This is a genomic window from Lacticaseibacillus suibinensis (assembly GCF_003946175.1).
GTDB classification, from domain to species: domain Bacteria; phylum Bacillota; class Bacilli; order Lactobacillales; family Lactobacillaceae; genus Lacticaseibacillus; species Lacticaseibacillus suibinensis.
Window position 1 is genome coordinate 30,836 of sequence record NZ_RHOK01000015.1, and the last position, 25,516, is coordinate 56,351.

Annotated in this window: 24 protein-coding genes and 1 riboswitch; of the genes, 22 read left to right on the forward strand and 2 right to left on the reverse strand. The window is 53.6% G+C overall.

Annotated elements, in window-relative coordinates:
* Positions 1–551 precede the first annotated feature (551 nt).
* The 6 genes from clpB (at position 552) to EKM90_RS08680 (ending at position 7,096) form a co-directional block, all read left to right on the forward strand.
* Positions 552–3,167 carry an ATP-dependent chaperone ClpB gene (gene clpB, locus EKM90_RS08655; protein ID WP_125581718.1) on the forward strand — a complete coding sequence of 872 codons (2,616 nt, stop codon included), beginning with the start codon at positions 552–554 and terminating at the stop codon, positions 3,165–3,167.
* A 48-nt stretch (positions 3,168–3,215) separates the two neighbouring features.
* Complete coding sequence (locus tag EKM90_RS08660; RefSeq protein ID WP_164507927.1) at positions 3,216–3,578, forward strand: VOC family protein; 363 nt, start codon at positions 3,216–3,218, stop codon at positions 3,576–3,578.
* 152 nt (positions 3,579–3,730) lie between these two features.
* A complete protein-coding gene (gene rpmF / locus EKM90_RS08665; protein ID WP_125581722.1) occupies positions 3,731–3,919 on the forward strand; it encodes a 50S ribosomal protein L32 in 189 nt (62 codons plus the stop codon).
* Positions 3,920–4,053: 134 nt separating this feature from the next.
* Positions 4,054–4,602: a DUF1836 domain-containing protein gene (locus EKM90_RS08670; protein WP_125581724.1), complete on the forward strand. Its 549-nt coding sequence runs from the start codon at positions 4,054–4,056 to the stop codon at positions 4,600–4,602.
* 5 nt (positions 4,603–4,607) lie between these two features.
* On the forward strand, positions 4,608–6,158 hold the full coding sequence (locus EKM90_RS08675) for a bifunctional metallophosphatase/5'-nucleotidase (protein WP_125581726.1): 1,551 nt from the start codon (positions 4,608–4,610) through the stop codon (positions 6,156–6,158).
* Between the two features lie 86 nt (positions 6,159–6,244).
* The gene (locus tag EKM90_RS08680; protein ID WP_125581728.1) at positions 6,245–7,096 is read left to right on the forward strand and encodes a hypothetical protein; all 852 of its coding nucleotides are present in this window, start codon (positions 6,245–6,247) and stop codon (positions 7,094–7,096) included.
* Positions 7,097–7,298: 202 nt separating this feature from the next.
* Here EKM90_RS08680 and EKM90_RS08685 read toward each other — a convergent pair whose 3' ends face one another.
* Entirely contained in the window at positions 7,299–7,496 is a 198-nt protein-coding gene (locus tag EKM90_RS08685; RefSeq protein WP_125581730.1) for a YjzD family protein, read from the reverse strand.
* A gap of 144 nt (positions 7,497–7,640) precedes the next feature.
* On the opposite strand from EKM90_RS08685, the gene EKM90_RS08690 reads away from it, so the two are divergent.
* From EKM90_RS08690 to EKM90_RS08740, 11 genes are all read left to right on the forward strand, one after another.
* A complete protein-coding gene (locus EKM90_RS08690) occupies positions 7,641–10,940 on the forward strand; it encodes a DNA polymerase III subunit alpha (protein WP_125581732.1) in 3,300 nt (1,099 codons plus the stop codon).
* A gap of 85 nt (positions 10,941–11,025) precedes the next feature.
* Positions 11,026–11,985: a 6-phosphofructokinase gene (gene pfkA / locus EKM90_RS08695; RefSeq protein WP_125581774.1), complete on the forward strand. Its 960-nt coding sequence runs from the start codon at positions 11,026–11,028 to the stop codon at positions 11,983–11,985.
* A 76-nt stretch (positions 11,986–12,061) separates the two neighbouring features.
* Positions 12,062–13,828 carry a pyruvate kinase gene (gene pyk / locus EKM90_RS08700; protein WP_125581734.1) on the forward strand — a complete coding sequence of 589 codons (1,767 nt, stop codon included), beginning with the start codon at positions 12,062–12,064 and terminating at the stop codon, positions 13,826–13,828.
* A gap of 129 nt (positions 13,829–13,957) precedes the next feature.
* Positions 13,958–14,419, forward strand: a complete 462-nt coding sequence (locus tag EKM90_RS08705; RefSeq protein WP_125581736.1) for a DUF441 domain-containing protein — start codon at positions 13,958–13,960, stop codon at positions 14,417–14,419.
* Between the two features lie 9 nt (positions 14,420–14,428).
* On the forward strand, positions 14,429–15,292 hold the full coding sequence (locus EKM90_RS08710) for a CvfB family protein (RefSeq protein WP_125581738.1): 864 nt from the start codon (positions 14,429–14,431) through the stop codon (positions 15,290–15,292).
* Between the two features lie 13 nt (positions 15,293–15,305).
* Positions 15,306–16,187, forward strand: a complete 882-nt coding sequence (gene xerD / locus EKM90_RS08715; RefSeq protein ID WP_125581776.1) for a site-specific tyrosine recombinase XerD — start codon at positions 15,306–15,308, stop codon at positions 16,185–16,187.
* Between the two features lie 532 nt (positions 16,188–16,719).
* Positions 16,720–17,112: an N-acetyltransferase gene (locus tag EKM90_RS08720; RefSeq protein ID WP_125581740.1), complete on the forward strand. Its 393-nt coding sequence runs from the start codon at positions 16,720–16,722 to the stop codon at positions 17,110–17,112.
* Positions 17,087–17,815 carry a segregation and condensation protein A gene (locus tag EKM90_RS08725; protein WP_125581742.1) on the forward strand — a complete coding sequence of 243 codons (729 nt, stop codon included), beginning with the start codon at positions 17,087–17,089 and terminating at the stop codon, positions 17,813–17,815. The genes EKM90_RS08720 and EKM90_RS08725 overlap by 26 nt, the downstream gene beginning before the upstream one ends.
* A complete protein-coding gene (scpB, locus tag EKM90_RS08730; protein ID WP_125581744.1) occupies positions 17,815–18,417 on the forward strand; it encodes an SMC-Scp complex subunit ScpB in 603 nt (200 codons plus the stop codon). The genes EKM90_RS08725 and scpB overlap by 1 nt, the downstream gene beginning before the upstream one ends.
* Positions 18,398–19,138, forward strand: a complete 741-nt coding sequence (locus EKM90_RS08735) for a pseudouridine synthase (RefSeq protein ID WP_275403562.1) — start codon at positions 18,398–18,400, stop codon at positions 19,136–19,138. The genes scpB and EKM90_RS08735 overlap by 20 nt, the downstream gene beginning before the upstream one ends.
* Positions 19,139–19,189: 51 nt before the next feature.
* Positions 19,190–19,311: riboswitch (FMN riboswitch) on the forward strand.
* A gap of 96 nt (positions 19,312–19,407) precedes the next feature.
* Entirely contained in the window at positions 19,408–19,998 is a 591-nt protein-coding gene (locus EKM90_RS08740) for an ECF transporter S component (RefSeq protein ID WP_125581746.1), read from the forward strand.
* 64 nt (positions 19,999–20,062) lie between these two features.
* Here the strand turns inward: EKM90_RS08740 and EKM90_RS08745 are convergent, their stop codons facing one another.
* Complete coding sequence (locus EKM90_RS08745; RefSeq protein WP_125581748.1) at positions 20,063–20,299, reverse strand: ferredoxin; 237 nt, start codon at positions 20,297–20,299, stop codon at positions 20,063–20,065.
* Positions 20,300–20,322: 23 nt separating this feature from the next.
* On the opposite strand from EKM90_RS08745, the gene EKM90_RS08750 reads away from it, so the two are divergent.
* From EKM90_RS08750 to rpsA, 5 genes are all read left to right on the forward strand, one after another.
* Positions 20,323–21,291: a hypothetical protein gene (locus tag EKM90_RS08750; RefSeq protein WP_125581750.1), complete on the forward strand. Its 969-nt coding sequence runs from the start codon at positions 20,323–20,325 to the stop codon at positions 21,289–21,291.
* Entirely contained in the window at positions 21,284–22,696 is a 1,413-nt protein-coding gene (locus tag EKM90_RS08755) for a RecQ family ATP-dependent DNA helicase (protein ID WP_125581752.1), read from the forward strand. The genes EKM90_RS08750 and EKM90_RS08755 overlap by 8 nt, the downstream gene beginning before the upstream one ends.
* 56 nt (positions 22,697–22,752) lie before the next feature.
* On the forward strand, positions 22,753–23,325 hold the full coding sequence (locus EKM90_RS08760) for a LysM peptidoglycan-binding domain-containing protein (protein WP_125581754.1): 573 nt from the start codon (positions 22,753–22,755) through the stop codon (positions 23,323–23,325).
* A gap of 73 nt (positions 23,326–23,398) precedes the next feature.
* Positions 23,399–24,064: a (d)CMP kinase gene (gene cmk, locus EKM90_RS08765; protein ID WP_125581756.1), complete on the forward strand. Its 666-nt coding sequence runs from the start codon at positions 23,399–23,401 to the stop codon at positions 24,062–24,064.
* A 132-nt stretch (positions 24,065–24,196) separates the two neighbouring features.
* Positions 24,197–25,483, forward strand: a complete 1,287-nt coding sequence (gene rpsA / locus EKM90_RS08770; RefSeq protein WP_125581758.1) for a 30S ribosomal protein S1 — start codon at positions 24,197–24,199, stop codon at positions 25,481–25,483.
* Positions 25,484–25,516 lie beyond the last annotated feature (33 nt).

Below are 25,516 nucleotides of genomic sequence, written 5' to 3' on the forward strand. Positions count from 1 at the left end.
GCGGGGCCGGGCCGAGCTAAGGTCTCGGCCCTCAATCTGGAGCCTCGACTCGCTACGCTCGCTTTTGAGCCGCCAGATTGTCCCCGAAACCAGGGTGAGCCTGCCAAAAGCGCAGTCTCGCCCTGGTTTTCGTTTCGCAGCTGGTCCGCCGCGCCCCTCTGCCACCCCAGCCAGATCCGCTAATTAACGGTAGTTGGTTCATTGGGGTAAAAAGGTTGTGCAACACTGAGTACTGATGCCGCATCCCCTCGAGCGATAACAGTTCTCCGAATTTGGATGATTCTTCAACGAAGGTAAACCAGTCGAAGCGGTTTTTGGTGGTGCCAGCCGGCCGCACAGCAGGCCTTGACCCCCTGAGCGGAGGCTCCCGCCATCAAAAAAATGCGGCCGAGAGCACCAATTCTTGCGTTGCCAGTCGACAATTGACTAGACTGAAGAAGAAGCTCAGGCTAAAGACTGATTTTGATGTTTTGACCATTTTTGACCTTTACGGCATTTAGCCTGATTGTTACACTGAAAGCGACATAAACGTTTGATCAGGAGGCCACAATATGAACCCAGATAATTTAACCCAAGCCGTCACCGAAGCCGTGGCAGCGGCACAACAAATTGCGCAAGTGCGGCATCACCAAGAAATTGATATTCCGGAATTAATCAAAAGTATGGTCCAGCCGAATGACTTTGGTGCGCAGCTGTTCCAAGATGCTGGTATCAATCTTGATGGCTTGAATGCTGTGATTGACCAGGCTATTGATCAGGCGCCCGTCGTCGAAGGCGCGTCTGCCTATGGTCAGAACATGAGTCAGAATCTCTACCAGCTGTTTCAAGATGCAGATAAGATGAAAAGCGAGCTGGGCGATGAATTTATTGCCACTGAAGATGTACTGCTGGCCTTATTTGATCAGCCCTACAACGTCATTACCAAGTACCTGACGGATCAAGGCGTCACTGGCAAAAAGTTCCGCGAAGTGGTCGACAAGGCCCGCGGCGGTGCGAAAGTCACCAGCAAAACGGCAGAGAACAATTACAAGGCACTGAAAAAGTACGGCACAGACCTGGTCAAAGAAGCGCGCTCTGGCAAAATGGATCCAATCATCGGGCGGGATGACGAAATTCGCGATGTGATTCGCATTTTGTCGCGGAAAACCAAGAATAATCCGGTGCTGATCGGGGAGCCTGGGGTTGGTAAAACTGCCATTGTCGAAGGTCTGGCGCAGCGCATTGTCCGTAATGACGTGCCTGACAACTTGAAGAATAAAGCCATTGTCTCGCTGGATATGGGCAGCTTGCTGGCTGGTGCGAAGTACCGTGGGGACTTTGAAGAGCGCTTCAAGGCAGTGCTCAACGAAGTCAAAAAAAGTGAAGGCCAAATTCTGCTATTCATCGATGAAATTCATACCATTGTCGGGGCGGGGAAGGCCGAAGGGGCGATGGACGCCGGTAACCTCTTGAAGCCAATGCTAGCGCGCGGCGAACTGCATTTGATTGGGGCCACCACCTTAGATGAATATCGTGAAAACATCGAAAAAGATAAGGCCCTGGAGCGCCGTTTCCAGCGGGTGCTGGTGCAGGAGCCTACGGTGGCAGATACGATTTCAATTTTGCGGGGCCTCAAGGAACGGTTTGAAATCTTCCATGGCGTGCGCATTCACGACTCGGCGCTGGTGGCAGCCGCCACGTTGTCCAACCGCTACATCACCGATCGGTATTTGCCAGACAAGGCGATTGATCTGATTGACGAAGCTTCAGCGAACATCAACGTCGAGATGAATTCGCGGCCGACGGAGCTGGATGTGGCGGAGCGCAAACAGATGCAGCTGGAAATTGAAGCCCAAGCCCTGAAAAAAGAAACTGATCCGGCCAGTCAAAAACGCCTGGCGCAAGCCCAAGCCGACCTGGCAAACTTGAAGGAAGAAACTAACAAGCTCAAGGCTCAGTGGGATGCCGAAAAGCAAGATATCAATCAATTGAACGAGAAGAAGGCCGAAATCGACAAGGCCAAACATGATCTGGAAGACGCTCAAAGCCGCTACGATTTGGAAGCAGCGGCGCGCCTGCAGCATGGCACGATTCCAGAACTGGAAAAAGAGCTCCAGCAATTGGAGTCTACCGATCGGCCTGACAGTTGGCTCGTCCAAGAATCCGTTACCGAAAACGAAATCGCCGCAATGATTTCACGCCAAACTGGCATTCCGGTAGCCAAACTGGTCGAAGGCGATCGCCAGAAGCTCCTGCATTTGCCGGAGAAACTCCATCAACGCGTGATTGGCCAGGATGAAGCCGTCGATGCGGTGGCTGATGCTGTGCTCCGTTCGCGCGCCGGCCTGCAGGATCCCAGCCGGCCGCTGGGGAGCTTCCTGTTCCTTGGTCCCACTGGGGTCGGGAAAACCGAGTTGGCCAAATCGCTGGCTGAAGATCTCTTTGATTCTGAAAAGCATATGGTACGTATCGACATGTCCGAATATATGGACAAAATCTCCGTGTCTCGCCTTGTCGGCGCTGCGCCAGGCTATGTGGGCTACGAAGAAGGCGGGCAGCTGACTGAGGCCGTGCGGCGCAATCCATACACGATTGTCTTGTTGGACGAAATCGAAAAGGCGCATCCTGATGTCTTCAACATTTTGCTACAGGTCTTAGACGACGGCCGGTTAACTGATAGCCAAGGGCGGACGGTTGATTTCAAAAACACGATTATCATTATGACCTCCAATCTCGGCTCTGAAGCCTTACTGGATGGCATGGCTGATGACGGCACCATCACCGAAGCGGCCCATCAAAGCGTTTTGGCCCAGGTGCGGACGCACTTCAAGCCTGAGTTCTTGAACCGGATCGATGACATTATCATGTTCAATCCGCTGCGGCTCGCGGATGTTGAAAAAATTGCCGTCAAGGATCTGGACCAACTCAGCAAGCGGCTGGCGGATCAAAATATCCAGTTGACGGTTACCCCGGCCGCCCAGGAATGGCTGGCCCATAAAGGCTATGAGCCAGCCTATGGCGCCCGGCCGCTGCAGCGCCTGATTACCACGGCAGTTGAAACGCCGCTGGCCAAGCAGTTGATTGCCGGTACCATTATGCCGGATAGCACGGTCGAAATTGGGGTGAAGGATGCTGCGTTGACCTTCACCAGTCAGCCCGCCGGTGCTACGGCGACTAATTCTGATTAACCGTGCCGCCTTTGAAAGACGCAACCGGCAGGCAAAAGGAGAATGTCTATGAAAACGCGAATCATGCTGTACGTGTCTGACGTGGCGAAACTGACCCAGTTTTGGGAAACGACGCTGGGGGCAAAAGTCGTTGAGACGTTGCAATTACCTGAGGATCATTATGCCAATGTCCTCGCCGTCGATGACACCACTGAACTGGCGCTTTTCAGCAACGCCTTCGTGCAAAAGTATTCGCCGGAAGTAGCCGATAATCGCCCATCGCTCATGTTTTTGGTCAGTGACCTCGATGCGGCGCATGCTCGCATCAAAGGCGCGACGCCGATTGTCGATGATGCCGGTACGCGCGCCTTCGGCTTTCCCAATCCTGATGGGCATTTTTTTGCCATGGGGGAGAGGGCACGCAATTTTTAGCTGTTAAGGTCTTGCCTTGACGCCTGTTTTCTAGTATCATAAGTCATGCTGTGATAGCAAAACGCTATCCAAGGCATCGGCCAGCGGCTTGCAATTTCCGCTGGGTTCGGTATAGTAGGTAAGAAATCTAAAACAAAAGGGGTTTTCCGCTCATGGCAGTTCCAGCACGCAGGACTTCAAAAACCAAGAAGCGTATGCGCCGCGGTCATATCAAGTTGAATGTGCCTAACTTGCAGTTCGACGCAGCGACCGGCGAATACCGCGTTTCACATCACGTTTCACCGAAGGGCTTCTACAAAGGGGCTCAAGTGGTTAAGAAGAGCGAAGACGCAAAAGCGTAATCACTCATGAAGGTGTTGATCAAGTTGATCAGCACTTTTTTTATGGATTGGCTAGACCTAGACTTTAAAACCAGGTGGCATGTTATAATGATAGGGAAGCAAGATCACATGCCAACTGAACAAGGAGGAGCAACATGGCTGAAGAAGAAGCATATTCGGCATATCTCAAGCAATTGCAGCAAGTCGATTTACCGCGGTGGACGGATTTGCCGCAGTTTGATTTGTACATGGACCAGGTCGTGCAGTTCGTGAATGATATTGTCCAGCCGCTGGGGCTGGGCGAGCTGACGGCCACGATGGTGAATAATTATGTCAAAAAAGGCGTGATTACCACGCCGATCAAGAAAAAGTACCAAAAAGGCCAAGTCGCCAACATTTTGATGATTGCGATTTTAAAGCCCGTTTTTGCCTTGGACACCATCGCTGCCGGCATCGATTACCAGTTGAAGGGCCGGGAGAAGCAACAAGCATTTGATTCGTTCATTCTCGGCTTCATCACCGCGATTCAGCAGGCCAACTCCAGCTTCAGCGGCGAAGTCATGATTAACAAGATCAACAAGCAAGACACGCTGAATGTGCAAAGCGCCATGGTCGATTTGGCCATCAACGCCGTGCTCCAAAAAATGCTGGTGGAGGCGATGGTCAAAATGGTCACGCCTGAAGCCCCGAAGAAGAAGGCTTAACCGCGATGAAATTAACGATTCTTTCGACCAGTGACACGCATGGCTTTGTGTTACCCACGAATTATGTCAAGCGTAATCAAGATTTACCCTTTTCCCTAGCCAAGGCCAAAAGCACGCTGGATCAGTTGCGGCAGGCGGCGGCTGGCCCGGTGCTGACCATTGAAAATGGCGACTACCTGCAAGGCTCCTCGCTGGCTTATTACGCCGCGCGCATCAAGCGCCAGCCGGCTTTGGAAACCGCGGCGTATAACGCGGTCGGCTATGATGCCGGGATAATCGGCAACCATGAATTCAATTACGGCCGGGATTATTTGAGCAATGCCATTCAGACGCTGAATTACCCAGTGTTGTGCGCCAATATTTTGGCCGGCGCCGAGCCAGCGTTTGGCGCGCCATATCAGTTTTTTGAAAAAGCCGGGGTTAAAATTGCGCTGCTGGGGCTGACCACTAGTTATATTCCGCATTGGGAAGGTCCAGCGCATATTGCGGGACTGGCCTTTAATGATGTGGTAGAAACTGCCCGGCAGTGGGTGCCACGGCTGCGGGAGCTAGCCGATGTGGTCGTGGTGGCCTATCATGGCGGCTTCGAACGTGACTTGACGACTGGTCAGCCGACCGAGCGGCTAACCGGCGAAAATGTCGGTTATGAATTGACCCAGATTCCCGGCATCGATGCCCTAGTCACCGGCCATCAGCACCGTGAAATTGCGGCAGTGGTGAATGGAGTGCCAGTGACGCAGCCGGGTTATCGGGGCCAGGACGTCGGCGTGATCACGTTGGAATTGACCGCTACCAGCACCGGTTATCAGGTGGTCGCAGGCAGCGGCAAGGCGGCTTTGGCTCCGACCGGCGACCAACCTGCTGATGCTGGCATCGTTAATAGTGTGGCGGCATTGCAAACGGCGACGGAAGACTGGCTGGATTCCCCCCTTGGCCATGTGAAAGGCGATATGACCATCGCTGACCCGGCCGCGGCGCGGATTAAGGAATCCGCCTACATTGAATTCATCAATCACGTGCAAATGGCCGCCACCGGCACCGACATCGCTGGCACCGCGTTGTTTAACAACGAGGGCACGGGCTTTGCCTCGCAAATCACGATGCGAGATGTGGTGACGAACTACATTTATCCCAATACCTTGGCGGTGCTAAAGCTATCTGGGGCGGACCTGAAAGCAGCGTTGGAGCAGGTGGCGGAGTTCTTCAGTCTGGATGATGGCCAACTGGTGGTCACGCCGCGGTTTCTTAAGCCTAAACCCCAGCTTTACAACTATGATATGTATGAGGGCATCACCTACACGCTGGATATTCGCCGGCCAGTCGGTCAGCGCGTTACCCAGCTGCTGTATCACGGCCAGCCGGTGGTCGCAACCGGCACTTATGAGGTGACCATGAACTCGTATCGAGCCGCTGGCGGTGGTAATTTTGCCATGTTTTCCCCCGCCAAAATCGTGCGGGAAAATCAAAAAGATATGACCGAGCTGATTGCTGATTACTTGCAGGAGCATCCAGAAATAACAGCTTCGGCCGATCATAACTTTACGATTCAGGCTTAAAATGTGACAACTAGTCACTTTTTCCTTGTGCTTTGGGCGTGGCCAGCGTAGGCTATTCAGAGAAATAAATAAAAGGATGGTTGCTCATGAAAAAGTTCAAAACGACACTCCTCGCGCTCGGGCTGACCGCTGTGTTAGCCGGTTGTGGGAATAAGTTAACCACGACCAAACCGGTTTACAATAACTCGGGGATGGTCGCGGTGATTAAAGGGGATGCATCCGGTAAAACGGTGAGCTACACGGCGCCCACCAAAACCGGTTCGGTGAAGGTGCATAACGGGAAATATGTTGTGACCCTCCCAATGAGCACCAAAGCACAGAAGGTCACACTGAAGGCGAACGGTCAGACGACCACGACTAAGATCAAAGCAGCAACTGCCATTGGCACATACAGTGTCGTTGCCGACCAGTACAATCAGGCCTTAGTGATGACGGCGGTGCCGGCAGACACTTTAAAGGCCATGCAAGCGGCGCAGAAGCAAGGCACGCCGACAAATACACAGATTGCGGCCATGACGCCTGCCCAGCAGCAAGCCCTGCTCAAGCAGCAACAGGAATTTAAAGCGGCTTTGACCAAGGCCAAGGCCGCCGTGAAAGATCAGCAGCTGCCGGCCAAGGTAGAGGGGCTTAAGCAAGTGGTTAAAACCACTTCGAGTACGATGCGCGTGAATGTCCAAGATGGCGAATTGCTTTCTGCCACCTTGTCCGCCCCGGTGAAGGCCTTGAAAGGCTCACAGAAGGACAATCAGTTCGGTATTGAATTTGGACTGTTGGCCAATGCTTTAGGTGCTGATGCCCAAAAAGTCGGCACTCAGTTCCAAAAAGCCATTAAGGACCAAAACGGCTCCCAGACCACCATCAAAACCATTACCAGCAATGGGGTGAAGTTTGACGTTGGCTTCTCGGCGAGTGAATTGTTTATCTATATGACCAAGTGATTGAAAAATCGGGGTGATGACGGCATGGTCATCGCCCCGATTTTTGATTCAAACCAGCTAAAGTATTCCAGAACAGTACGAGCCAAAATGCAACGCCCTTGCCGGATACGCTAAACGGCCTGCAAAACCTAAATTCGGGTTTTACAGGCCGTTCGGCTTATCCTCTAGGCTAAAAACGTATTCTGGCTAAGCCTATCGGCGTTTAATTCGCTTTTTTATCAGTGGCAGTGCTATCAAAGTGTTTCATGATTGGCGGCAAGGCGAAGAGGATGATGACAAACAAAATTGACGTGATGCCAGCCATCTTGGGATCGTATGTCCCACCGCTCAAGGCACTGACCAGAAAGCCGACGACCTGACCTAAAATCACGCCCCAGACTAAAGTTGCTACGTAGCGCATAGAATCCCTCTTTTCTGATGTCAGTTTAACACGCTGAAAAGAAAAATGAAACTGACGAGGCGGTTTTCATTCTGGCAAGGCAAAATAATCCGCCGCCTCTGCGGAAACAGGTGGAGTCGGGTATAATGGCATTGAGGTGGCAACATGTTTACACATATTCAAGTTCAAAGCGCCAATTCCTTGCTTCAAAGCCCACTGACTTTGGGGCAGATCATCACTGCCGCCAAGGACCGCGGATTTGCTGCGATCGGGCTCAGTGATGTCAATGTGGTGTATGGCGTTGTCGATTTTTATCGGCAAGCCACCGCCGCACATATCAAACCGCTGTTAGGCATGACGGTCGCCGTTGCTGACGCCCGTTTCTTAGTCGTGGCCGAAACCACTGCCGGGTATCATCAGCTGCTGCGGCTATCGAGTGCCATCATGTTGCAATCTGAGTTGCCTAAACTGACCGACCTGCCGGCGCTGGCCGGAATGGCGGTGATTATCCCTGGGGCCGATTTGCTCAGCCCGGCATTTGCCGAGCGCGGGTACACCGGTGTAGAGCTTGTCGCAGCTTTGAAAGCCAAGCAGCCAGCGAGTTTGTATCTGGGCGTAACGGCGGCGGACCTGGGCGGCTCTTTGCCGCAGTTTGCCGAGACGCAAAAACTACCCCTATTGGCGCTGAGCCAAGTCAGCTACCTCAATCCCACCGATGCGTTCACGCAGAAGGTGATGGCGGCGATTAAATCTGGCCAGCAGCTTAATTTCCGGGATCCTACCTTGATGGATGCCGGCCCTGATTGGCTAACCCCGGCTGATCAGGCCGCTGCCCCTTTCGCGCAGTTGCCCGAAGCGTTGACCAACCTTGAAGCTCTAGTGGCGCGCTGTCAGGTGACCATTGAATTCAAACAGCCACAGCTGCCGCATTTTCCCACGCCGGACAACCAGCCGGCGGCGGCCTATCTGGCCAGCTTGGCTCAAGCGGGGTTGAAGCAGCGCATGGGCACGGTGCCGCCTGACTATCAGAAGCGGCTCGCTTATGAGCTTAAAGTCATTGATGAAATGGGCTTCGCCGATTACTTCCTGGTAGTGTGGGATGTGATGAACCACGCCCATGAAGTCGGGATTATGACTGGTCCCGGGCGTGGTTCCGCGGCGGGCGCGCTGGTGGCATTTGCTTTGGCAATTACCGAAGTGGATCCGATTGAATACCATTTGCTGTTTGAACGGTTTCTCAATCCGGCTCGGGCGCAAATGCCGGACATTGATCTGGATATCCCGGATGATCGCCGCGGCGAGCTCATTCAATATGTCCATGACCGGTATGGGGATGACCACATGGCCCAAATCATCACTTTCGGCACGTTTGGTGCTAAGCAAGCCATTCGCGATGTGGCGCGGGTGTTTGGCCTCAGTCAATTTGACGGCAATAAGTGGAGCAATGCCATTCCCAGCCAGTTGCATATCAACCTGAAGCAAGCGTACGAGGATTCATTGCCGCTCCGTAATCTAGTGGGGGATGCGCCGGAAAATCAGCGGTTGTTTCAAACCGCCCTGGCCTTGGAGGGGCTACCACGCCACTATTCGACCCATGCGGCTGGCATTGTGCTGGCGCAAGAAGTGCTGACTGACACTGTCGCCTTGCAAGATGGAGGTGACGGCATTGCCCAAACCCAAGTGACCATGGTCAATGTCGAGGCGCTGGGTCTGCTCAAAATCGACTTTCTCGGTTTGCGCAACCTCAGTCTGCTGGCCCGCGCCAGCAAGGCCATTGCCTATCAAACCAAGCAAGCGTTTGACCCTAAGCAAATCCCGCTGGATGATGCGGCGACCTTACAACTTTTTGCCCGCGGGGATACCAACGGTGTGTTCCAATTTGAATCGGCTGGCATTCGCTCGGTGCTGAAGCGCCTGCAGCCCACGACCTTTGAAGATGTCGTGGCCACCAATGCCTTGTATCGACCAGGGCCAATGGAGCAAATCGATACCTTTATTCGCCGCAAGCACGGCCAAGAGCCGATTACTTATGCCGCGCCAGCGCTGGAGCCGATTTTGGCGCCGACCTATGGCGTGTTGGTGTATCAGGAACAAGTCATGCAGGTGGCGAGCACCATGGGCGGATTCAGTTTAGGCGAAGCCGATTTGTTGCGCCGCGCGATGAGTAAGAAAAAAGCCGCCGTCCTGGCAGCCGAAAAAACGCGGTTCCTGGCCGGGGCCAAGGCCAAAGGTTACGATCAGGCTACCGCGGAAACGGTCTATGACTATATCGACCGCTTTGCCAATTATGGTTTCAACCGTAGTCATGCCGTAGCCTACAGCATGATTGCCTTTTGGTTGGCTTACATCAAAGTTCATTATCCGACGGCATTTTTCGCGGCGCTGATGAACAGCACGTTGAACAGTGGCCCCAAGCTGCGCCAATACGTGCAGGAGCTCAAACAACGGAAAATCAAAGTGCTAGCGCCAGATATCAATCGCAGTGGGCTGGTTTTCCGCATCGAAGGCGCCAGTCTGCGTTTTGGCTTTTTGTCCATCAAGGGGCTGCGCCGGGACTTTGCCGATGCATTGCTGACCGCGCGGGCTGACGGGCCGTTCCGTTCGCTGCAAGATGTCTTTCAGCGGCTTGACCCCAAGTGGTTGAAAGCGGAGCAATTCGCGCCGCTAGTGGCGGCTGGCGTGTTTGATCAGTTTGATGACAATCGGGCGCAGGTTACCGCTAATCTCGCTGAGTTGATGGAAACCGTCAAGTTGGCTGGTAACGATGTGGGGTTGTTTGAGGCGTTCCAGCCCAAGCTGATTAAAGTGCCGCGGCAGTCAGCCACCGAGCAGCTCGACCAAGAGGCTGCTGTGCTCGGGGTGTACTTATCAGGGCATCCCGTGGATCGTTATCAGAACCAACTGGCGCCGTTTTATCCGATCATGGCCACCACGGCGCTGCAGGGGCAAAAGCAAGCAACGGTGCTGCTAGTGATTCGCCGGATCAAACGCATTCGCACCAAGAAGGGGCAGGAAATGGCGTTCATCGATGGTCAAGATGCCAGCGGACCGCTGAGCATCACGGTTTTTCCGAGCCTTTACCCGGCCATCAGTGAATTTAAGGTGGATCAGGTGGTACTGGTACAAGGCAAAGTCGAGGAGCGCGATGGCCTGCAAATGATTGCCAACCAAATCGAGTTGGCGGATCACCTGGTGGCCAAACTGCCGGCAGCGAAGCTATTCATTCAGCTGCACGACCAAACGCCGGCTCAGCAAAAAGCGTTGCTGGCGCTGCTAGGCCAAATGACCGGGCCCATCCCGGTGATCACGGTGAATGCACAAACCCGTGAAAGCGTCATGCTCAATCGCCGTTACTGGATCGATGCCAGCGATGAAAACGTCGCCAAGATTAAGACCCTGATGGGAGAAAAAAACGTAGTGCTCCAGCGGGTTGAGCGGGTTTCAGAAAAAATGGAAGATTCATAAGCAATAGGCGACATTTTTTCAGAAAAGTGATATGCTTAACAAGTGTTTGGGGCTTACCCCAAAAAGAAAATCATGAGGTGAAATGATGAAACGCATTGGGATTATGACTAGTGGCGGCGATGCACCCGGCATGAATGCTGCGGTGCGCGCAGTCGCTCGTAAAGCCATTACGGAAGGCCTTGAAGTCTTCGGGATCAACTACGGTTTCGCTGGCCTGGTTGCTGGCGATATTTTCCAAATCACTCCGGCTGAAGTGAGTGATGTGATTCAGCGCGGCGGCACCATGCTGTACTCTGCACGTTACCCTGAGTTTGCTCAGGAACCTGTTCAACTGAAGGGGATTGCCCAACTGAATAAGTTCGGCATCGATGCTTTGGTGGTTATCGGCGGCGACGGTTCTTACCACGGCGCTTTGCGGCTGACCGAACATGGTTATAATGCCATCGGCCTGCCAGGCACAATCGATAACGATATTCCGTACACCGACTTTACGATTGGCTTTGACACCGCGGTTAACACTGCCTTGGATGCCATCGATAAGTTGCGTGACACTGCTGCTTCTCATGAACGGACCTTTGTGGTTGAAGTCATGGGTCGCAACTGCGGCGATATCGCGATGTGGGCCGGTGTGGCCGGCGGCGCGAGCGACGTCATCATCCCAGAACACGATTACGACATCGAAAAAGTCGCTGATCGTCTGCGTTCTTCCCGTCAGCGCGGGGAAAAGCATGCTATCATCGTGCTGGCCGAAGGCGTCATGACCGCCGCTGAATTTGCTGACAAGCTTGGCAAGTACGGCGACTTCCAGCTGCGCGCGACCACGATTGGCCACGTTCAGCGCGGTGGTTCACCAACCGCTAAAGATCGTGTACTGGCTTCCGAAATGGGCGCCTATGCGGTTGAGCTGTTGATGGCAGGCAAAGGCGGCTTGGCTGTTGGGATTCAAAACAACAAGTTGGTTAACCACGCGATGACCGACCTGTTCAATTCCAAGCATGAAAGTCAGCTTCCCCTTTACAAGCTGGCTTCTGACCTGGCTTACTAGTCTCGTTTTACTTTAATTGTGTTAATTCTGGCGTAAAAGTCGGCATTAAAAATTGTCAAAGGAGCGATTTTACATTATGAAAAAAACCAAGATCGTTAGCACGCTCGGTCCGGCCAGCAACACGACGGACATCATCGTTAAGCTGATCCAGGCGGGGGCCAACGTATTCCGGTTTAACTTCTCTCATGGGGACCACGAAGAACACTTGGCTCGCATGAATATGGTTCATGAAGCTGAAAAGATCACCGGCAAGACGGTTGGGATCATGCTTGACACGAAGGGTGCTGAAATCCGGACCACGGTTGAGCACACTGACAACGGCAAGATTGAATATCATACTGGCGATGTAATGCGGATTTCGATGGACGCTAGCCTCGAAGGCACCAAAGAAAAAGTCGCTGTCACCTACCCAGGTTTGTATGACGATACCCACGTTGGCGGCCATGTGCTGTTCGACGATGGTTTGATTGATGTTTTGATCACCGAAAAGGACGAAGCCAACCGAGAACTGGTCTGCACCGTGCAAAACGACGGTGTCTTGGGCAGCCGTAAAGGCGTCAACGCCCCTGGTGTTTCCATCAACCTGCCAGGGATTACCGAAAAAGACGCCGATGATATTCGTTTCGGCTTGGACAATGGGATCAACTTCATTGCTGCTTCCTTCGTTCGTAAGCCTCAGGACGTGATGGACATTCGGGAATTGCTCGAAGAAAAGAACGCCCTGAACGTTCAGATCTACCCAAAGATTGAATCCCAAGAAGGCATTGACAACTTTGACGATATCCTGAAGGTTTCCGATGGTCTGATGGTTGCTCGTGGCGACATGGGTGTCGAAATTCCATTTGAACATGTGCCAATCGTTCAGAAGACTTTGATCCGCAAGTGCAACGATGCTGGTAAGCCAGTCATCACTGCGACCCAGATGCTGGATTCCATGCAGGAAAACCCACGCCCAACGCGGGCTGAAGTGAACGACGTGGCCAATGCGGTCTTCGACGGCACCGATGCCACGATGTTGTCTGGTGAATCCGCTAACGGTGAATACCCAGTTGAATCTGTTGCTGCTATGGCGCGGATCGATGCTTACATCGAAGACCAGATCACCAAAGAAGGCGGCTATGCTGAACGCGACTACGCCAACGCTTCTGTCACCGAATCCGTTGGGGTGGCAGTGGCTCGCACCGCTAAGAAGCTGGGCGTGAAGACCATTGTGGCGGCTACCAACTCTGGCTACACCGCTCGTATGATCTCCAAGTACCGCCCAGATGCTGACATCCTGGCCATCACCTTCGACGAAAAGACCCAGCGCGGCTTGACCATCAACCGCGGCGTCTTCCCAATCGTTGCTGATCGTCCAAACAGCACTGACGAAATGTTCGACTTGGCCACCAAGAAGGCGCAAGAACTCGGCTTTGCTGAGGAAGGCGACCTGATCTTGATTACCGCCGGCGTACCGGTTGGTGAAAGTGGCACCACCAACGTCATGAAGGTTCAACTCATCGGCTCCAAGCTGGTTCAAGGCTCTGGGGTTGGCGACGAAGCTGTCGTTGGTAAAGCCGTCTTGGCTAACAGCGCTGATGAAGCTGCTGCTAAGATGCAAAAGGGTGACATTCTGGTCGTTAAGACGACAGATAAGGATTACCTGCCAGCCATTGAAAAGGCTTCGGCCTTGGTCGTTGAAAATGGCGGCTTAACCAGCCACGCTGCTGTGGTTGGGATTGCCATGGGTATTCCGGTGGTTGTTGGCGCTGAAGATGCCCTGAAGGCCATCACCGATGGTCAGGTCATCACCGTTGACTCCCGTCGTGGGATCGTCTACAAGGGTGCTACCAACACGCTGTAATTACTTGTGATAACAAGCATGAAAGTCGGGTCAGCATTTGCTGGCTCGGCTTTTTTGGTGCGCTGGTGGTGGGTGACTTTTGCTGTGAACTCGCGTAAAGTAGAAACAGAACAAATGCAGGAGGTCATTATGGAAAGCTGGGCATTTTTAACCGCCGTCTTGGCGATCGCCGCCGTGGCGAAAAACAAAGCGCTGCTGATTGGGGTCGGGTTGGTGATGGTGATCAAACTGATTCCAGCCTTGCAGCCGTTGCTGAAAACCATTCAGGCGCAAGGCATCAACTGGGGTGTGACCATTATATCGGCTGCCATCATGGTGCCAATTGCCACCGGCGAAATTGGCTTCAAGGAGCTGGTGCAGGTGGTTAAAAGCCCGGCTGGGTGGATTGCCATTGCCATGGGCATTTTGGTGGCAGTGCTATCCAGCAAAGGGGTCGGGTTGCTCGCCCAGAGCCCGGAAATGACCGTCGCCTTGGTGTTCGGCACCATTGTCGGCGTTGTGTTTCTCAAAGGCATCGCCGCTGGCCCGGTGATCGCCAGTGGCATGACCTACGTGATTTTAACAGTGTTTAATTTAGTGCCCACACATTAGGAGGCAACCATGAACTTTAACGGTCAAATCATTGACGCGACAGTTTCAGATACGAATGATACCCAAGTTTTCGCCCAATACGACGGCGTGACCTTAGCTATCGACCAAACCGAATTTGAGACAGTGCCAGCCACCGGCGCCACTGTGCACGGTTTTGCGTATGAAAACAAAAATGACACAGCGCGGCTGACAACCAAAATTCCGACGATCGGTTATGACCATTATGCCTTTGCCACAGTCGTCCAGGTGCGCAAGGACCTAGGCGTTTTCCTAGACATCGGGTTGCCAGATAAAGATCTGGTGCTGTCCTTGGACCAGTTGCCAGAACTGGCGCGGCTGTGGCCAGCCAAAGGCGACCGCTTGATGGTGGCGATGCGCATCGATAAAAAGCATCGCCTCTGGGCGGATTTGGCGGATGAGACCATGTTTCAAGCCATTGCCAATCAGGCCAAGCCGACGATGATGAACGCTGATGTGACAGCGACAGTGTACCGTTTGAAGCTGGCAGGCACGCATGTCCTCACGTCAGATTACTATCTGGGCTTTATTCACCCCAGCGAACGGCAAACCGAACCGCGCCTTGGGGAAGTGGTACACGGCCGTGTGATTGGCGTGCGAGATGATGGCAGCTTAAATCTCTCGCTGAAGCCGCGAGCCTTCGAAGAAATCGATGATGACGCCGCAATGATTTTGGCCGTCATTGATCATGACCCTAGCCGCAGTATTCCTTACACGGATAAAAGTGATCCCGAAGCCATTAAGGCAGCGTTTGGCATCAGCAAAGGGGCCTTTAAGCGCGCGCTGGGGCACTTGCTCAAAGCCAAATTGATCACGCAGCAAAATGGGGTGACCAAGCGGAATGACCAGCAGTAAAAAACGCCAAGCCATGGCCGACCAAATTGGTGATTTTGTCCATTATCTGGATGTTGAACGTGGGCTCGCCAAAACGACCCAAACCAGCTATCGCCAAGATCTGAATGAATTTGCGGACTGGCTCGATACCAGTGATGCCGCTGGCTTTCCTGAATCGCTTGAATCGATTCAGGCCTTTCTGGCGACCCAAAGTGACGCCAAAGCCGCTACCTCAGTGAGCCGGATGATTTCGGCTTTGCGCAAGTTCTATCGCTACCTCTTGCGCGAAACTGTAGTTAGCAGCGACCCCATGACCATGGTTGCCTCACCTAAGCCCGCCCAGCATTTACCAGCCACCTTATCGGGACCGGAAATCGATGCCTTAATGGCCGCGCCTGATATTACACAACCGCTGGGGTTACGCGATCGAGCCATGTTTGAGCTGATGTACGCCACCGGTCTGCGGGTGTCGGAACTCGTTAACCTGCGCTTGGATCAAATGCACCTCTCACTTAACCTGCTGGAAGTGACAGGGAAAGGCGACAAGCAGCGCATCGTGCCCGTGTCGCCGCAAGCCGTCGATTGGGTCAATCAGTACCTACAAACTAGCCGGCCAGCCTTGATCAAAAAAACGCCGCCGGCCGTCGTATTCGTCAATTTTCACGGCCGCCAGCTCACCCGCCAAGGCATCTGGAAAAACCTCAAAGCTTATATTCAAGCCCTGGGCATCGAAAAGGACGTCACCCCGCACACGCTGCGCCACAGCTTTGCCACCAATCTCCTCGAAAACGGAGCGGACTTGCGCGTCGTGCAAGAACTCCTCGGCCACGCTGACATCAGCACAACGCAGATTTACACGCATTTGAGTAATAAGAAAATCATGAAGGTCTATCACGACACACATCCACGGGGATAGGTGGGGCGCAATCTTCTATTGCACCTGCGTTAAGGCCTTATCGTAATCATAGAGATGGCGGGCATCCAATCGTCTGTCATGTAACTAGTTTTCAATCAGAAGTGTTGGGGTCAGGGAGTCCAATCTAGCAAGAAAACACTAACGTAGCCCCTGCCTGCGGAAGCTGGCCTGGCCGGGCGCCTGTGATTTACCGTAGTTGCGCTCCGAACGACCAACGCCGGAGTGGCTAGCTACGCTTAAGCCCTTGTCGGTAAAAGACACCGACAAGACCTCAAGCTAGGCTACCCATCCGGCTAAAAGCGGTCGTTCTCCGCAGCCTAGAGTTGCGCTCCGTAAGGCCAATGCCCGAGCAGTTAGCTACGTCGTAAGCCTCGCCGTCAAAGTGCGCCGGCAATGCTTACGCCTAGGCTACCTGTCGGGCTAAGTGCGGCCTTACTCCGCAGCCTGGGGTCAGCCTGTTTCTTTAATATTTGTTGCTTCTCTTAAGATATGGTAAAGTATGCCTCAGAGTAGTTAATGTGTGGAGGCTATCATGCTGACTAAGTATAAGAATGATTATGCCAAGATCGCGATGGGCTTTTTGTCGTTCATCCCTGATCTCAAGGACATCGATCATCTGAAAACAGAATTGACGCTATACACCACAGATAATTCGCACCAACTTTATCTGTACCGCGAAGTCGCTGGGGGCGATTTCGAAGGCGTCGTGGGCATCGAAATGGGGACCGATTTTGTCATGGTTCGCCATTTGTCGCTTTCGCCGGCGGTGCGTTCGGCGGCGACTAATTTTGCGGTGCTCAATGATTTGACCAAGTTATATCCAGATCAGAAATTGATGGGCACCATGGAAACGGCGCCTTTAATCGCTGCGTTTTCTCAGTATAGAAAAGAGGACCCTGATGGCACTGACCTTAGTGCTGAATGACTTCTCTGGCCCACTTGATTTGCTTTGGCATCTCATTCGGACCAATGAAGTCGACATCTACGACATTCCCATCGCAGAAATCACTAGCCAATACCTCGAGTACCTGCATCAGATGCAGCATTCGCGGCTGGATGTGGCTGGTGATTATTTTGTTATGGCTGCCAGCTTAATGGCGCTGAAAAGTCAAATGCTATTGCCCCAGCCGGAAACTGATGATGAAGACTTGCCCGAGGATTATGAAGATCCCCGGGCAGGGTTGGTGGCGCAGCTGCTGACTTATCAGGTCTATCAGGAAGCGGCGGCCCAACTGCGCACCCGCGAAACCGCCCGGGCGCAATCATACGCCAAACCAGAAACCTTGCCTGGCGCCGATGTTAAAGTGCCAATGCGGCCAGGATCAGTCAAGCTTAATGAATTGACGGCGGCGATGATGGCGGTGCTGCAGCGGCAGTTAGCCACGCGCGAAACCATTGCCCATATCGAAGGCGAACCGATTTCGGTGGAAAAACGGATCACCGAAATTCTCGCGCAGTTAAGCAAGGTCGGGACGTGTCAGTTTGAAACCCTGGTGGCAGTGAAAAGCGTTGAAGGCATCGTGACCACTTTTATGGCGCTGCTGACGCTGATGAAGTCAGATCAGATTATTTGTCAGCAAGACGCGTCATTTGACCCAATTATCGTGACAAAAAAGGAGGCAGCGTAATGCAACCGGTGATCGAATCCGTGCTTTACACAGCAGGCGAGGCCGGCGTGGAGTTGAAGGCCTTTGCCGAGCTGCTCGGGATTTCACCAGCGGCCATGCGTCAGCAATTAACCACCTATGCGCAGGCGCTCAGCGATGATTCTAGTCGCGGGCTGCAGCTGCAAGAAGCGGATGAGCGCTATTTTTTGGTCACCAAGCCGGAATTTGCTGAGGTGCTGAAGAAGTATTTCGCCGGCCCGCCGCAAGCAGGCCTGTCCAATGCCGCGCTGGAAGTGCTGGCCATCATTGCCTACCAGCAGCCCATTACCCGCATTGAAATCGATGAAGTGCGCGGGGTGCAGAGTTCTGGTGCTTTAACGACGCTGGCTTCTCGGCAGTTGATCAAAGAAGCAGGCCGCAAGGAAGCGCCCGGGCGGCCAATTCTTTATGCCACCACGCCGTTTTTCCTGGATTATTTTGGCCTGCACACCCTCGAAGACTTGCCGCCATTGAAGCCGGAAGCGGCGCCAACGGAAGTCGATTTATTTAGTGATTTTCAACAGACGCTAGCCCCAGATGCTGCGCCGACAGAAGGAGAAAAGAATGCCGAAAGCAACCAGTGAAATGCGCCTTCAAAAGGCAATTGCCGAAGCTGGCATCGCCTCGCGCCGCCACGCGGAAGCGTTGATTAGCGCCGGGCGGGTGACCGTCAATGGCGAAACCGTGACCGCAATGGGCGTTAAAGTGACGCCGCAAGATGCCATTGAGGTGGATGGGGTGCCGCTGACCCAAGAGCAGAAGAAATACTACCTCTTCTACAAGCCGCGGGGCGTGATCAGCGCCGCTTCGGATGACAAAAAGCGCCGGGTGGTCACCGACTTTTTTGAAGACGAACCCCAGCGCCTTTATCCAGTGGGCCGGCTGGATTGGGATACGTCAGGGCTTTTGCTGATGACTAACGATGGCGATTTCGCAAACCGCCTGATGCACCCGAGCTTCAAGGTAGAAAAGAAGTACGTGGCCAAGCTGCAAGGGATTCCAACCCGTGAGAAGCTGATGCCGCTGCGCGATGGCCTGGTGGTGGACCACAAGAAGCTGGCGCCAGCGCGGTTCAAGATCATGTCGACGGATAAGGCCAAGCAAACCTCAATTGTCTCCTTGACCATTCATCAGGGCATTAATCACCAAGTCAAAAAAATGTTTGAAACCTTGGGCTACAAAGTGATCAAATTGTCCCGTGAGCAATACGGACCGCTGACGCTTGCTGGCCTGCAGCCAGGTGATTACCGGGCGCTGAAGCCGGCAGAAGTGGCCGCGCTCGAAGCGCTTTCAAATGAGGGTTGACAAGGCCAGATTGACCAGTTACAATTTGTTAGTAATAAAAATTAAATATTGGTTCGTCTTCAGGGGCAGGGTGAAATTCCCGACCGGCGGTGAAAGTCCGCGACCCGCGCTTGGCGCGGCCGATCCGGTGTGATTCCGGAACCGATAGTACAGTCTAGATAAAGAAGATGGGGCTTATTTTGAATCCCGAATTCAAGTTAAGGCCTGTTTACCCTGGGGTAAACAGGCCTTTTTTGGCCTCTCTGAAGCAACCACATGGAGGGATTTTCATGTCTGGTTCTAGGGTTCATCGTTTAGTTGGGGTCGCCCTTTTGGCGGCAGTCGGGTTTGTGCTGATGATGTATTTGGCCTTTCCTATTTTGCCGATGTTTCCGTTTTTGAAGTTGGATTTATCTGACTTGTTCGTACTGCTGGGGGGCTTAATTTATGGTCCTGGTGGCGGCATCATGGTTGCCTTTGTTCGCAGCCTGCTGCACTTTATTCTTACCGGCGGCGGGGTGGTGAACCTGATTGGTGATTTGGCCGCGTTCATCGCCAGTGTCGGCTTCATGTTGCCGGTGGTCATGACCATGAAGCCCAAAAGCGGGCTCGGCCGCGAAGTCAGCGGCTTGGCCTTGGGCACAGTCAGTCTCACCGTGATTATGAGTGTGCTGAACTGGCTGGTGATCATGCCGATGTACCTGGCGGTGATGAACTTCCCACTGGGTATGTCCGTGATCCGCTACGTCCTGATTGGGGTCGTCCCCTTTAACCTGATCAAAGGGGCCGTGGTGTCGGTGGTGTTCTTCGCCATTGCCAAGGCCTTGATGCCTTGGCTGGAAAAGCAGCGGGCGCATCAAACGACTGCTCACCTACAATAGTTTGAATCAAACAACGGTCCTCGGCAAATTGCCGGGGACCGTTTTGCATCTAGCGAAATATGGATTAAGCTTGGGTGAACGGCTGATCGCTACGCTGGATGGCGCCGGTGGGGCAGCGGCGATAGGCGAGCTTGAAGTCAATCAGCTGTTCGCCAGTTAAAGGTACCGTGCCAGTATTCCCATCAGGGCAGTAACTGGCGATGCCTTCTTGATCATACTCAAATAGTTTTGGGGCCAGCATTTGGCATAAGCCACAAGCAATGCAGGCAGCGCGGTCAACATGCGCGTATACTGGTTTCATAAGTCAAACCTCCAGGAGCCGAAATGTTAGAAGCATTCATTTTACAATTTTTTAGTGACCAACCGCGGCGCGGGCCAGCGGTTTATCTCTTATTAACCGGCAAAAAGACGCTGTCGATTCTGTTTTCGGCGTTGCAGCATCATCAGCTGCAATGGCTTCAGCTTTACCCTACGCTGGCGCGAGCGGATTTTCAAGCGGCGTTAAACACCCTGATTGCGCAAAAACGACTGGTTGAAACTGATGCCGGCCTGGTGCTAGGGTCCAATGGCGTTGATTCTGCCGTCAAGGTCCCACTGCCTGAGGCCTATCAACCTTGGATGGGACTAGCGGAGTTTGAGCGCCGATTGCTACTGGCGGTGCAAGTGGTGTCGGAAGCCAGCTTCGACAATCGTCGCTATCGCCCGGCAGTGGCGGAATGGGCGACCCAACAAGCCGTGCGGGACTGGCTTAAACACCCTGAATCCGCCAATTTCGTCAGCGAGTTGACAGCGGCGTTTGCAACGCTCCCAGCGCCGGTGGCGGATCGACTGGCCCAACGGTTGGTGGGCCATGATTTTGTGGGCGCTGCTCAGGTGGGTTCGCTGACCGCGAGTCTTGAAGCCACCAACGATCTGGCACTGCTGGTGGCTGCGATTGCGCAGCAAAAGTGGCCGGCGCTTTGGGCCTTGTGGGGCGGGCCGACGCCGCTGTTGCCACCGAATGCGAAGCTGGTGTGCGACCGGTTTGCCCGCGGCGAGAGCCGCCAGCAGATTGCACAGCAAATGCGACTGCGGCCAAGCACCGTGAATGAGCATTTGCTGGAGGCCACCATCTTAGGTTGGCAGCCGCCGGTGGGACAGGTTTATTCGGCTACGATCAAGGCCGCCTTGACCGCCTATCAGGGCCAGCAGTTGAACTATCAAGCCTTGCTCGATGCGGTGCCAGGCAGTGAATTTTTCCAAGTGCGCTTGTTTCAAATTCTCGATTTGCAAGGAAGGTGGCCACATGACTGACTTAAACCAAGCGCTCAAACAGTATTTCGGGTTTGAGGCCTTCAAGCCAGGCCAAGAAGCCATTGTGCAGGCGGTGCTAGCCGGGCAAGACACCTTGGCCGTGCTGCCGACGGGGAGCGGCAAAACGCTTTGCTATCAGCTGCCCGGGCTACTACTGCCGGGGCTGGTGGTGGTCGTTGAGCCGCTGCTGGCCTTGATGGAAGATCAGGTGGCCCGGCTACAAGTGCTAGGGGAAAAGCAGGTGGCGGCTTTATCCAGCCGCTTGGCCCCAGCCGACTTTGCTGCGGTGCTGCGAACCCTGGATCAGGAGAAGTTCTTGTTCATCTCGCCAGAGACACTGGCGCGGCCCGATGTGCAGGGCCGCTTGCGCCAACTGCCAGTGGGGTTGTTGGTGGTGGATGAGGCACATTGCATTTCCCAATGGGGGCCAGATTTTCGCCCGGCCTATTTGAAGCTTGGGCAGGCGCGGGCCGTGCTGCAGCCGCAGGTGACCTTGGCTTTGACCGCCACTGCGCCGAAGCGGGTGCAGGCAGATATTTTAGCCGGCTTGCAATTACCCGATGCGACCTGTCTGATTGGTTCGGTTGATCGACCGAATCTGTTTCTCGGGGTGGAGCAACTGACCAGTGATCAGGTCCGCGCCGCCCGCGCCTTGGCTTTGGTGCAAGCCGTGGCGGGACCGCAAATCATTTACTTCGACCGCAAACAGGCGGCTGAGGAATTCAGTGCGGCGCTGAATGCCCATGACATTAAGGCGGCTTATTATCATGCCGGTTTGACCGCGCCCCAGCGCGATTTGGTGCAACGTCAGTTTATGGCGGATCAACTGCAAGTGATTTGCGCGACCAGCGCGTTTGGGATGGGGATTGATAAACCTGATGTGCGCCTGGTTTTGTACCTGCATCTACCGGAGTCGCTTGAGGCCTATTCGCAAGGGATTGGCCGCGCGGGGCGCGACGGCCAAAAAGCACTAACGATGTTGCTGCTCGGGCCGAATGATGTGGCGCGCGCCGGGCAGTTCGCAGCGAGTGTACCCGATGAAAACCTCATTCAAACGATTTTTAAACAGCCCAGTGCTTATCAAGATTTTGATGATCCGCAGGTTGCCTTGATTGAGGCGTATATTCAAGCTGGCTTTAGCCAAGCGGCAGTCCTCGCACAGTTAAGCGGCCGCCGCGAGGACAAGCAGGCGAGCTTCACCGCGATGGCTAACTTACTGCAGGCACCGTGCAAGCGGGCGGCGCTGATGCAGTATTTTGACTCACCAGCCCAGCCGCACAGCGAGTTTTGCTGCGGCGAAGCGACTGCCGGGGTGTTAGCCCAACTTCCCAAGCTCCCGCGGCCAGCCCAAATGTCAAGGGCAAGCTGGTCTGTGATTTTTAAACGCATCTTTAATTCTAAGTGAAAATCGCTGGGACCAACTATGATACAATAGGCTGTAGTTGAGCAAGGAGGATCGTCATGAATAAGAAAACCGATCAGAAATCCCCTCAGGCCGATGACGCTAATCAGCCATGGAATAAACAATTTGAGGATGATCGTGACGACGAGGGTAATTTGTCGCGGGTCGCAACTCGGCGCAAGTCGCACGGCACCAAGGTGTTGCAATATGTGCTTTGGGTGTTGATTGCTTTGTTTGTCATTGTGCCAGTTACATACAATGCCATTGCTAGCAATGCCAGCAACAATGGTGGCAGTGACAAAATTGCCGTCGAAAGCAAGAAATCATCAAGTAGCAAAAAGAGCAGCAAAAAACAAAGCTCAAGTAAGTCGAGCAAATCCAGCAAGGCTTCGTCCAGCAGTTCCAGTAGCGAGGCCAGCAGCAGTGAATCGAGCAGTAGCGTTGCTTCTAGCAGCGTTGCCTCGAGCTCTTCAAGCGTGGCGAGCTCTTCCAGCAGTGCGGCGGAATACTACACGGTGAAGGCCGGCGATAACGCTTATCGGATTGCGCTGAACCACGGGATTTCGCTGTCACAGTTCTACGCCTGGAATGGCCAAAAGCTGCAGCCGGGCCAGTCAGTGCGAGTGAAGTAACCAGATTGAGTCGGGCGACCGACTCAATTTTTGTGTCAGGTCTTTTAGAAATATTTTGATAGGAGTCGAAAACATGCAAATCGCAATTGATGGCCCAGCCGGGTCAGGGAAAAGTACCATCGCTAAACGCGTCGCTAATCAATTAGGCTTTATTTACTGTGATACTGGCGCCATGTACCGGACGGCGACGGTGATGGCCTTACGCAAGGGATTGAAATTGGATGATGAAGCGGCCATTATGGCGGCGCTTAAGCCTTTGACCATCACCTTCAAGCCGGCGTCTGAAGGTCAGTTGGTGTTTATGGATGGCGAAGATGTGACCTTGGCCATTCGCCAGGAAGACGCCACCAACAACGTCAGCCAAGTTTCGGCCTTGCCCAAAGTGCGGGAAGAAATGGTGAAGCGCCAGCGCGCCATTGCCGCCGCCAGCGATATTGTGATGGATGGCCGCGATATCGGCACCACCGTGTTGCCCCAGGCCGAGGTTAAAATCTTCATGATTGCCAGCGTCCAAAAGCGCGCCGAGCGTCGCTATAAAGAAAACGTCGAAAAAGGCATCATGACCCCAGTGGCCGTGTTAGCGGAAGAAATCGAAGCCCGAGATCACAAAGATTCCACGCGGGCGGTGTCGCCGCTACGCAAGGCGGCTGATGCAGTGGAAATCGACTCCAGCAACATGACCATCGACCAGGAAGTGGCAGAAATCATTGCCCTGGCGAATCAAAAGCGGAAGCACTGATTCATCGTTTCCGGTCAAAACCGGTCAGGGCTTGAACAAAACTTTGCCGGCTTTGAAACAAACTGTTGGTATTTTGGCGCTAATCGGTTACAATGTAACAAGTATGACAGTCGTATAGGAGGATTTTTTGGCATGAGTGAAAAGAATGAAGCAGAAAACCCCGAAACAATGGCGGATGCGCTGAAGAGCGTTGAAACTGTTCACATCGGTGACACCGTTAAGGGTGAAGTATTAGCCGTCGAAGATAAGCAACTGGTTGTAGGTATCGAAGGCACCGGCGTTGAAGGTGTCGTTCCTCTGAAAGAATTATCTACTCAGCCAATCGATGACATTCGGTCGGTTGCTAAAGTCGGCGACAAGCTTGACTTGGTCGTGATCTCTACTATTGGCAAAGACAAAGAAAATGGTCAGTACCTGCTGTCCAAGCGTCGTCTGGAAGCCCAAAAGGTTTGGAAGGAAATCCAAGCGAAGTTTGATGCTGGCGAAACCATCACCGCACCGGTCACCTCGGTGGTTAAGGGTGGTTTGGTGGTTAACGCCGGTGTGCGTGGGTTCGTCCCAGCAAGCATGGTTGAAGATCACTTTGTTGAAGACTTGTCTCAGTACAAGGGCCAAGAACTTGAATTCAAGATCATCGAGATCGAACCAAGCGAAAACCGCTTGATCCTTTCCCACCGTGCCATTGTTGAAGCAGGCAAGGCTGAAGCCCGCAAGGAAATCTTTGCTAAGATTCAGCCTGGCGATGTCGTTGAAGGCAAGGTTGCGCGTTTGACCAACTTTGGGGCCTTTGTTGATCTCGGCGGCGTGGACGGTTTGGTTCACGTTTCCGAAATCGCCTTTGACCATGTTGACAAGCCAAGCGACGTGCTGAAGGTTGGCCAAGACGTTAAGGTTAAGGTCCTCGCCGTTGACCCAGAACGCGATCGCATTTCCTTGTCCATCAAGGCAACCTTGCCACAGCCTTGGGATGACATTGACGAAAAAGCCCCTGCAGGCAGCACCTTGACCGGGACGGTCAAGCGTTTGACCAGCTTCGGTGCCTTCGTTGAGGTCTTCCCTGGGGTTGAAGGTTTGGTTCACATTTCTCAGATTTCCCACGAACACATCGCAACGCCTCAAGATGTGCTTAAGGAAGGTCAAGAAGTTCAGGTTAAAGTCCTGTCTGTTGATCCAGACCAGCACCGTCTGGCCCTGTCCATCAAGGCGCTCCAAGAACGTCCTGAAGGCATGGAAGAAGAACGCCCAAGCCGCAACAATAACAGCCGCGGCGAAGGTCGTCCTCGTCGTAACAACAGCCGCAATGAACACACCAAGATTCCTGCTGAATACCAGCAAGATGACTCCGGCTTCTCATTGGGTGACATCCTCGGCGACGCGCTGAAGGATGCTGCTAAAGGCGCTGAAGACAACGACAAGTAATACCTGAGCCAAGCACGAAACCGGGGCAGTGAT